Genomic DNA, 9,346 nt, shown 5'->3' on the forward strand with positions numbered 1-9,346 from the left:
GATGGTGGCTCCCGCGCACGCGAACCTCGCGCGCGGCGAAGCGGCGGCACGCATCCTCGCCAAGGCCGGTCCGGAGTTCGGCAAGGTGTTCTTCACCAACGGCGGGGCGGATGCCAACGAGAACGCCATCCGCATGGCGCGACTCACGACGGGTCGGGACAAGGTGCTCTCCACCTACCGCTCGTACCACGGCAACACCGGCGCGGCCGTCGTCGCGACGGGCGACTGGCGTCGCATCCCGAACGAGTACGCGCGGGGGCACGTGCACTTCTTCGGCCCGTTCCTCTACCGCTCCGAGTTCTGGGCGTCGACACCCGAGGAGGAGAGCGCCCGCGCGCTGCATCATCTGAAGCGCATCATCCAGGCGGAAGGACCGGCGTCGATCGCCGCGATCCTGCTCGAAGGGGTACCGGGAACGGCCGGTGTCATGCTCCCGCCGCCGGGCTACCTCACCGGGGTGCGCGAGCTCGCCGATGAGCACGGCATCGTGCTCATCCTCGACGAAGTCATGTCGGGCTTCGGCCGCACCGGGTCGTGGTTCTCGTGGCAGCACCCCGAGATCAACCCCGACGGCATCGTGCCCGACCTCATCACCTTCGCGAAGGGCGTCAACTCGGGCTACGTGCCCGTCGGCGGCGTCATCATCTCGGAGTCGATCTCGGGCGCGTTCGACGACCAGGTGTTCCCGGGGGGGCTCACCTACTCCGGGCATCCGCTCGCCGCCGCGTCGATCGTCGCCTCGATCGACGCGATGGAGGAGGAGGGCATCGTCGAGAACGCCCGCGCGATCGGTGAGGACGTGCTCGGACCGGGCCTGCGTGCGCTCGCGGAGCAGCATCCGCTCATCGGCGAGGTGCGTGGCATCGGCGTCTTCTGGGCGCTCGACCTCGTGTCCGACCGCGACACGCGCGCACCCGTCGCCCCGTCCGTCATCGGAGCGCTCAAGAAGGAGCTCATGGATCGCGGCTACCTGCCGTTCGTGTCCGACAACCGGCTGCACGTCGTGCCGCCGTGCGTCGTCACGCCGGAGGAGGCCCTGCGTGGTCTCGCGATCCTCGACGAGGCACTGACCGCCGTCGCCGCCTCCGCGGGTTGAGTGCCGCGCAGCGGGCGGATCGAAACCCACGAACGGTTGACTCGGGGGCGGTTTCGATACACCGCGCTGACGCGCGGCACTCAACCCGCGGTGAGACGGTATCCGGCGTAAGCTTGCAGATCGTGTCCGCTCAGTCTCCGTATGTCGTGAACGTCCGCGACCTCGTGCACCGCCCCGGCGAGATGCGCGAGCGCGAGCTCGACTTCGCCCTCCCCGAGAAGCTCGGCGAGGGCGCGGCCTCCGTGGCGGCGGGCGAGCGGGTCGAGATCTCGCTGCGGCTCGAGGGTCTCCACGACGGGATCCTGGTCAGCGCCGAGGTCGATACCGTCGCCCGCGGCGAGTGCGTGCGGTGCCTCGATCCGGTCGAGATCGACGTCGAAGTCGAATTCCAGGAGCTTTTCGCGTATTCTCCCGATGAAGCTTTCGACTTCGTGGTTCGAGACGACCAGCTGGATCTCGAACCCGTTGTCAGGGATGCGGTGGTGCTGTCGCTGCCGTTCCAGCCGGTGTGTCGCCCGGACTGTCCTGGCCTCGACCCCGTCACCGGGGAGAGGCTGCCGGACGGTTACGAGCGGCCGGTCGAGCAAGGCATCGACCCGCGGTGGGCGGCCCTCGAAGGCTTCAGCACCGATACAGACTCCAACGAGAAGTGAGATAACCATGGCCGTTCCGAAGCGCCGCCAGTCGCGTGCCAACACGCACGCCCGCCGTTCGCAGTGGAAGGCGACCCCCGTCCAGCTCGTGAAGACGATCGAGAACGGCAAGGTCACCTACTCCCTCCCGCACCGCGCGAAGGTCGTGGAGGACTCGGCCGGCACGCCCCTGTACCTGGAGTACAAGGGCCGCAAGGTCGCGGACGTCTGACGCCCCGCGTCACCCCTGCGGAGCCCGCACCCGCCGAGGACCTCGCCTCCCAGCTCCGGATCTCCGTCGATCCGGAGCTGCTCGAGCTTGCCCTGACGCATCGCTCGTTCGCCTATGAGAACGGCGGACTCGCCCACAACGAGCGACTCGAGTTCCTCGGCGACTCGATCCTCGGGCAGGCCGTCACGGTCATGCTCTACCGCGAGAACCCCGACCTCGACGAGGGTGAGCTCGCGAAGCGCCGCGCCTCGCTCGTCTCGTCGGTCGCGCTCGCCGAGATCGCCGGCCTGATCGGGCTCGGCGACTACCTGCGGCTCGGCCGCGGCGAGGAGCTCACGGGCGGACGCGAGAAGTCGAGCATCCTCGCCGACGCGCTCGAGGCGCTCATCGGCGCCGTCTACCTCTCGGCGGGTCCGGATGCCGCCACCGCGTTCGTGCTGCGGCTCATCGACCCGCTGCTCGCCGACCCCGACCGCTTCGGGGCGGCGATGGACCCGAAGACGAGCCTGCAGGAGCTGTCCACCCGCCTCGGCAAGGGACTCCCGCAGTACGTGGTCACCGACTCCGGCCCCGACCACTCGAAGCGTTTCCACGCCGTCGTCGCCTTCCAGGGCGACGAGCTCGCGTCGGGCGACGGCACGAGCAAGAAGCAGGCCGAGATGGCCGCCGCACTCGCCGCCTGGTCGGTGCTGCACGACGGTCCGCGCACGAAGCGCCAGGGCTAGGGATGCCGGAACTCCCCGAGGTCGAGGTCGTGAGAGCCGGCCTCGAACCCGCGGTCACGGGAGCCACGGTGCGCCGCGTCGAGATTCTCGATGAGCGGTCGCTGCGCCGCCACGACGGCCCTGCGGAAGATTTCGTCGAGCGTCTCACCGGGGCGCGGCTCGCCACCCCGCGCCGCCGCGGCAAGTTCCTCTGGATCCCTCTGGCCGACTCACTCGGTGGTCGAGTAGCGCCGCTGGCGCGTGTCGAGACCCCGGAGGCCGTCGTCATCCACCTCGGGATGTCCGGTCAGGTGCTGCTCCGCGACCCGAGCGCCGAGCGTGACCGCCTGACCCGCATCGTGCTGGATGTCGACGCCCCCGGTCACGGCCCGGTGCGGGTCGATTTCGTCGACCAGCGCATCTTCGGGTCGATGGCGCTCGACGCTCTCGTGCCGGCATCCGATCGCCCGCACGCGCCTGACCAGCTCGTGCCGAGCCAGGTGTCGCACATCGCGCGCGACCCCGTCGATCCGCTCTTCGACGACGACCTCTTCCTCCGGAGGCTCGCGACGCGCGACACCGGCATCAAGCGCGCGCTGCTCGACCAGACCCTCGTGAGCGGCATCGGCAACATCTACGCCGACGAGGCGCTGTGGGCGGCGCGCATCCACTACGACCAGCCGACCCGCGCACTCAGCCGCCCCCGGGCGAAGACGCTCCTCGCCGAGGTGCGACTCGTGCTCGGCCGGGCGCTGGCCGAAGGCGGCACGTCGTTCGACGCGCAGTACGTCAACGTGAACGGCGCCTCCGGCTACTTCTCGCACTCGCTCAACGCCTACGGGCAGCACGGCAAGCCGTGCCCTCGGTGCGGTCGCCCGATCGTGCGCGAGAGCTTCATGAACCGCGGCTCGCACTTCTGCCCGTTCTGCCAGCGCGTCAGGTCGCGGTGACCACCGTGCGCGCACCGCACGGTGCCGGAAGACCGAGACGCGCCGCGGCGCGGCGAGTCTCGTCCCATCGGTGTTCAGCCGACGCGGATCACAGCTTCTTCTGCCACGCGCCCTCGTAGGTGAACGGCACGAAGCCGACGGCCTCGTTGACGTCGAGCATCGGGCGGTTCTCCTCGGCGTTGAACGTCGTGATCGACGGATGGCCCGGGAACTCCTCCTCGAGGTGGGCGATGTTCGCGAGCTTGAGCACCATCCCGAGCCGGTGGCCGCGGTGCTCGCGCATCACGATCGTGTCGCCCTGATCAGCCGGACGGTCGAGCTCCGGCGGCACGCTCAACTCGGTGTAGCCCACGAGATGCCCCGAGGCGACGTGCTCGACCGCGGCGAACAGGATGCTGCGCGGGGAGTCCTGCTGCTCGCGCTCCTGGTCGCGCCACCGCTCGACGGTCCAGACGTCCTCCTCCTCGTCGAGTCCGCCCGAGGGGGCGTCGGTGCTCATCCGGGTGGCGAGCATCGCCAGGTCGTCGATCCAGTGCTCGGGTGCGACGCGCTGCCAGCGGTGCACGCGGTAGCCCGCCGACTTCGCCTCGGCGACCGCGAGTCGCTCGGCGAACACGGCCGGGTCGACCGGCAGCGCGAGTCGGCTGCCGCGGTTCACCTGCTCGAGCGAGTAGCCCCGAGCGAGCAGGAACCTCACCTCGCGCGCCGCGGCCGGCATCGAGCCGAATCCGGTGGGCGGATCGAGGCGCGGTCCGTCGGCGGGCGCCGCGCCGGCGTAGACGTGCACCTGGGTGCGGCCACGCGCGCGGGCGAACTCCTCCACGCGGTCCGCGAGCGCGCGACCGATGCCCCGACCGGTGAACTCGGGATGGACCTGCACGATCGACCACGCCGTGTTCGACGCGTCGCCCTCGGTCGGGCTCTCGTAGGTACCGCGCGCGACGATGCGCCCGTCGACCCGGGCGCCGAACAACTGCCGGTCCTCGTGCGCCGACGGCCGCCAGCCGGGCAGCAGCTCCTCCGCGCGATAGGAGAGCTCGCTGTTGCCGATCACGGCGCTCTCGGCGGCATTGCGCGCCGCGACGCTGTCGACGAAGTCGCGCGCGGCGGGGGAGTCGTCGATCGACTCGGGGATCGACAGCTCTTCGATCTCGACACCCATCACAGGTCCTTTCTCCAGGCGCCCTCGGAGCCGAGGGCCGTGAAACCGAGGCGCTCGTTGACGTCGAGCATGTGGCGGTTCTCTTCGGCGTTGAACGTGAGGATGCTCGGGTGCCCGGGTGCGTACTCGGCGAGGTGCAGGAGGTTCGCGGCCTTGACGAGCATCCCGAGCCGGTGCCCGCGGTGCTCGCGCAGCACGAGCGTCGCGTACTGCTGCACGGCGCGGTGCTTCTGTCGCGGCACCGAGAGGTAGCTGAAGCCGACGAGCCGCCCCGAGGGGACATGCTCGGCCGCGGCGAACAGGTGACGGCGAGGATTGCTCTCGCGGCGGGCGTCGGTGTTCCTGACGCGCTCCACCGTCCAGACGTCTTCGGGTTCCTCGAGTCCGGCGCTCGGTGCGTCGGTGCTCATCCGGGTGGCGAGCAGCGCGCGATCCTCGAGCCACGGCTCGGGGGTGCGGTCGACCCAGGTGTGCACGCGGTAGTCGGGGCCGGATGCCTCCCGCGCCGCGGCGAGCATCTCGTCGAGGCCCGCGACGGGGAGCGGAAGGCGACTGAGACGCTCCACCTGCTCGAACGAGTAGCCGCGGGCATCCATGAAGCGCGTCGACCGCGCATCCGCCGAGATCGAGCCGAACCCCGTCGGCGACGGCCGTCGCGGACCGTCGAGCGACCGCCCGGGCACGTAGGTGACGACCTTGCGGCGGCCGTCGGCGCGTGCCGCCTCTTCGAGCACGTCGGCCAGGGCGCGTCCGATCCCGCGACCCTGCACTCGCGGGTGCACGCCGAGCAGCGCCCACGACAGGTCGAAGCCGTCGCTCGCCGAGGTCTCGAGGGTGGCCTGCGCGACGATGCGATCACCCACCCGGGCGACGAACAGCCGCTTCGGCTGGTACGGGTTGTGGAACTGCGGCAGTTCCTCGTCGGGTTCGTAGGTGAGGTCGGGGGTGCCGTAGGCGTCGGTCCACACCTCGTTGCCGACCTCGATCGCCTCGACGAACGCGGCCCCTCCGGGGGCGTCGAGCGTCGCGGGAACGGGGAGTTCCTCGATCGTGAATGCACTCATGGCGGCGGTGTCCTCTCGCCGCCTCGTGGGCAGCCGATCAGACTAGCCGCGCCCGCCTCCGGGCCGCCACCTCCGACATCCGATCGTGACCAACTTCAGGGTCGGATGCCGTCGCGAACCCGGTGCGAAGGGTCGGGTACGGTGGGGGAAGCCTGAAACTGGAAACGGAGTCGCGTGTACCTGAAGAGCCTGACCCTCAAGGGGTTCAAGTCCTTCGCGACCCCCACGACGTTCGCGTTCGAGCCCGGCGTCACGTGCGTCGTCGGACCCAACGGATCGGGCAAGTCGAACGTCGTCGACGCTCTCGCCTGGGTCATGGGCGAGCAGGGTGCGAAGACCCTCCGCGGCGGCAAGATGGAGGACGTCATCTTCGCCGGTACCGCGACGCGCGGGCCGCTCGGCCGTGCCGAGGTGCAGCTCACGATCGACAACGCCGACGGCGCCCTGCCGATCGAGTACTCCGAGGTCACGATCTCGCGCACCCTGTTCCGCAACGGCGGCAGCGAGTACGCGATCAACGGCGAGCAGTGCCGCCTCCTCGACGTGCAGGAGCTGCTCTCCGACTCCGGCCTCGGGCGCGAGATGCACGTCATCGTCGGCCAGGGCCAGCTCGACGCCGTGCTGCACGCCACCCCCGAAGACCGCCGCGGCTTCATCGAGGAGGCGGCGGGCATCCTCAAGCACCGTCGCCGCAAGGAGAAGACCCTCCGCAAGCTCGACGCGATGCAGACCAACCTCACGCGGCTCTCCGACCTCGCGGGCGAGATCCGGCGTCAGCTCAAGCCGCTCGGGCAGCAGGCCGAGATCGCGCGCGAGGCCGCGCTCATCCAGTCGACCGTGCGAGATGCCCGCGCCCGCCTGCTCGCCGACGAGGTCGTGTCGCACCGCGCCGCGATCACCGAGCTCGGTCGCGGCGAGAGCGAGCGCAAGACCGAGCGACTCGTGCTGCAGGAGCAGCTCGACCAGGCGCGACTGCGGCAGGGTCGCCTCGAGCAGGCGATGGTCGGGGATGCCGTCGACGACGCGCGCCGCATCGCGTTCGGCCTCGAGCAGGTGCAGGAGCGGATGCGCTCGCTCTACACGCTCGCCAACCAGAAGCTCTCCCTCCTCGGCCAGCAGGCGGAACTGCCCGGGATGTCGTCGACCGTCTCGCAGCGCATGGTCGACGATGCCCGCGAGGAAGCCGTACGGCTCGGCGCGGGCGTCACCACCGCGGAGGAGACGCTCGGGCGGGCGTCCGCCGCGACCGCGACCGCGCGCGGCAGCCTCGACTCCCTCGACGAGGAGATCAGCGCGCAGAGCGCCCTCGTCTCGGCGCACGACCTCGAGCAGGGGCGACTCGACGGCGTGGTCGCCGCCGCCGAGTCGCGTCTCGCCGCGACCCGCAACGAGGCCGAGCGTCAGCGCGCCGCCCTCGCCCAGGCCGAGCAGCGCCGCGACGTCGCGCGCGACGAGCTTCTCGCCCTCGAAGGCGACCCGGAGGCGGTGCGCGAGGACGACTCGCTCGCCGCCGCGGTGCAGACCGCCGACGAGGCCGTCGAGGCCCTCCGCGCCGAGGTCGAGCAACTCCGTGAAGAGCTGCACACCTCGGAGCGCGAGCGCGACGCCCTCGCCGCCCGTACGGGTGCCCTGTCACTCGCCCTCGACCAGCGCGACGGATCGGGCGCCGTCGTCGGCGCCTCCGGCATCCGCGGTCTCGTCGCCGAGCACATCCAGGTGCGCGCGGGCTTCGAGGCCGCGATCGCCGCCGCCCTCGGCTCGCTCTCCGACGCCGTGCTCGCCGACTCGCGCGACGCCGCCTTCTCCGCTCTCGACGAGGTGCGTTCCACCGACGCGGGCCGCGTCGAGATCGTCATCGCCGACGCCGCGGACGCGGTCATCCCGAGCGGTTTGCCGTCGGGTATCGAGTCGGCCGCCGCCCTCGTGACGGGCCCCACCGGCATCCGGGGTCTGCTCGCGTCGGCGGTCGTCGTCGACGATCTCGCCGCGGCTCGGAAGGCCTGGCCCTCGATCGCGAAGCTGGGGCTCACGATGATCACGCGTGACGGCGACGTGCTCACCGAGCACGTGCTGCGCGGCGGCACGGGCGGCGTGCGCTCGACGATCGAGCTCACCGCGGAACGGGATGCCGCCCAGGCGAAGCTCACCGAGGTCACCACCGCGATCGAGCGGCAGCGGTTCGCGCTCGTCGGCAAGCGCGAGGCGCTCGACCTCGCCCAAATCGACGCCGCCACGGCCGCGGCCGCGCTCAAGGGGTTCGAGTCGGCGCTCGCCGAGCGCAGCGAGACCCTGGGACGTTCGCGCGTCTCGCTCGAAGCCGCCCAGGCGGAGGGTGAGCGTCTCGCCCTGTCGCTGCGCGAGCTCGCCACCGCGGTCGAGGAGGCCGAGGCCGCCTTCGAGGCTGCGCGCAACGACCGCGACGGACACGCCGCGACGCCTCGGCCGATCCTCGATGTCTCGGCGCGCGACGGACTGCTCGCCGAGCTCGAGACCGCTCGCGCCGCCGAGGTGCAGGCGCGCATCGAACTCGAGACTGCGCGCGAGCGGGTGCGCTCGCAGCGCGCGCAGGCCGAGTCGCTCCAGCAGCAGCTCGAGGCGGAGCGTGCCGCCGCCGAGGAGGCCGCGCGCCTCGCCGTGCTGAGGCAGCATCAGGTCGAAGCGGCGCAGCGCGTGATCGCGGCGCTGCCGGCGGCGCTCGACGTCGCCGACCGCTCCGTCGCGCAGGCCCGCGTCGCGCTCGCCGCCGCGGAAGCCGATCGGTCGAAGCAGAACGAGGAGCTCACCGAGCTCCGGCGGGCGGAGAGCTCGCTCCGCGAGCGGCTCGCGGCGCTCAACGAGAACGTCCACGGCCTCGAGATGCAGGTCTACGAGAAGAAGCTCCACCTCTCGACGCTGCTCGAGCGCGCCGCCGAAGAACTCGCGCTCGACGAGGACGTGCTCGTCGCCGAGTACGGCCCCGACGTGCCGATCACGGAGACCGTCGAGGTCGAGGGCGAGGAGGTCACCTCCGAGAAGCCCTTCGTGAGAGCCGAGCAGGAGGGGCGTCTCGCCGCGGCGGAGCGCAAGCTCGGGCAGCTCGGGCGCGTCAACCCGCTCGCGCTCGAGGAGTTCGAGGCGCTCGAGCAGCGACACCGGTTCCTCACCGAGCAGCTCGCCGACCTCACCGCGACCCGCAAGGATCTGCTGACGATCATCGACGAGATCGACGAGAAGATGCAGGACATCTTCTCGTCGGCGTTCGAAGACACCAAAGCCGCCTTCCACCAGGTCTTCCCCGTGCTGTTCCCGGGCGGCACCGGCAGCATCCACCTCACCGATCCGGACGACCTGCTCGCGACCGGCGTCGAGGTGACGGTGAAGCCTGCGGGCAAGAAGATCGAGCGGCTGTCGCTGCTCTCGGGCGGGGAACGCTCGCTCGCCGCCGTCGCGCTGCTCATGGCGATCTTCAAGGCCCGCCCGAGCCCGTTCTACATCATGGACGAGGTCGAGGCGGCGCTCGACGACGC

Annotated in this window: 8 protein-coding genes; 6 read left to right on the top strand and 2 right to left on the bottom strand. The window is 71.1% G+C overall.

Features of this window, described 5'->3' with window-relative positions; genetic code table 11:
* The 5 genes from ACO1X9_RS15065 to mutM all read left to right on the top strand — a co-directional run.
* A partial coding sequence (locus ACO1X9_RS15065) for an aminotransferase class III-fold pyridoxal phosphate-dependent enzyme (RefSeq protein ID WP_486351668.1) occupies positions 1-1,096 on the top strand: 1,096 nt, incomplete at its 5' end.
* A gap of 182 nt (positions 1,097-1,278) precedes the next feature.
* Positions 1,279-1,749, top strand: coding sequence for a YceD family protein (locus ACO1X9_RS15070; protein WP_486351674.1), 471 nt, complete (start codon positions 1,279-1,281; stop codon positions 1,747-1,749).
* Positions 1,750-1,756: 7 nt separating this feature from the next.
* The gene (gene rpmF / locus ACO1X9_RS15075; RefSeq protein ID WP_486351669.1) at positions 1,757-1,960 is read left to right on the top strand and encodes a 50S ribosomal protein L32; all 204 of its coding nucleotides are present in this window, start codon (positions 1,757-1,759) and stop codon (positions 1,958-1,960) included.
* Between the two features lie 59 nt (positions 1,961-2,019).
* Complete coding sequence (gene rnc / locus ACO1X9_RS15080) at positions 2,020-2,685, top strand: ribonuclease III (RefSeq protein ID WP_486351675.1); 666 nt, start codon at positions 2,020-2,022, stop codon at positions 2,683-2,685.
* A 2-nt stretch (positions 2,686-2,687) separates the two neighbouring features.
* Positions 2,688-3,614, top strand: coding sequence for a bifunctional DNA-formamidopyrimidine glycosylase/DNA-(apurinic or apyrimidinic site) lyase (mutM, locus tag ACO1X9_RS15085; RefSeq protein ID WP_486351670.1), 927 nt, complete (start codon positions 2,688-2,690; stop codon positions 3,612-3,614).
* An 88-nt stretch (positions 3,615-3,702) separates the two neighbouring features.
* On the opposite strand, the gene ACO1X9_RS15090 is transcribed toward mutM, so the two are convergent.
* Positions 3,703-4,776 carry a GNAT family N-acetyltransferase gene (locus ACO1X9_RS15090; protein ID WP_486351671.1) on the bottom strand — a complete coding sequence of 358 codons (1,074 nt, stop codon included), beginning with the start codon at positions 4,774-4,776 and terminating at the stop codon, positions 3,703-3,705.
* The gene (locus tag ACO1X9_RS15095) at positions 4,776-5,840 is read right to left on the bottom strand and encodes a GNAT family N-acetyltransferase (protein WP_486351672.1); all 1,065 of its coding nucleotides are present in this window, start codon (positions 5,838-5,840) and stop codon (positions 4,776-4,778) included. The genes ACO1X9_RS15090 and ACO1X9_RS15095 overlap by 1 nt, the downstream gene beginning before the upstream one ends.
* A 174-nt stretch (positions 5,841-6,014) precedes the next feature.
* Between ACO1X9_RS15095 and smc the strand changes: the two genes are divergently transcribed.
* Positions 6,015-9,346 (top strand): chromosome segregation protein SMC (gene smc, locus ACO1X9_RS15100; protein WP_486351673.1); only part of this gene is annotated, 3,332 nt, incomplete at its 3' end.

The sequence above is a fragment of the Pseudolysinimonas sp. genome (genome assembly GCF_057350545.1).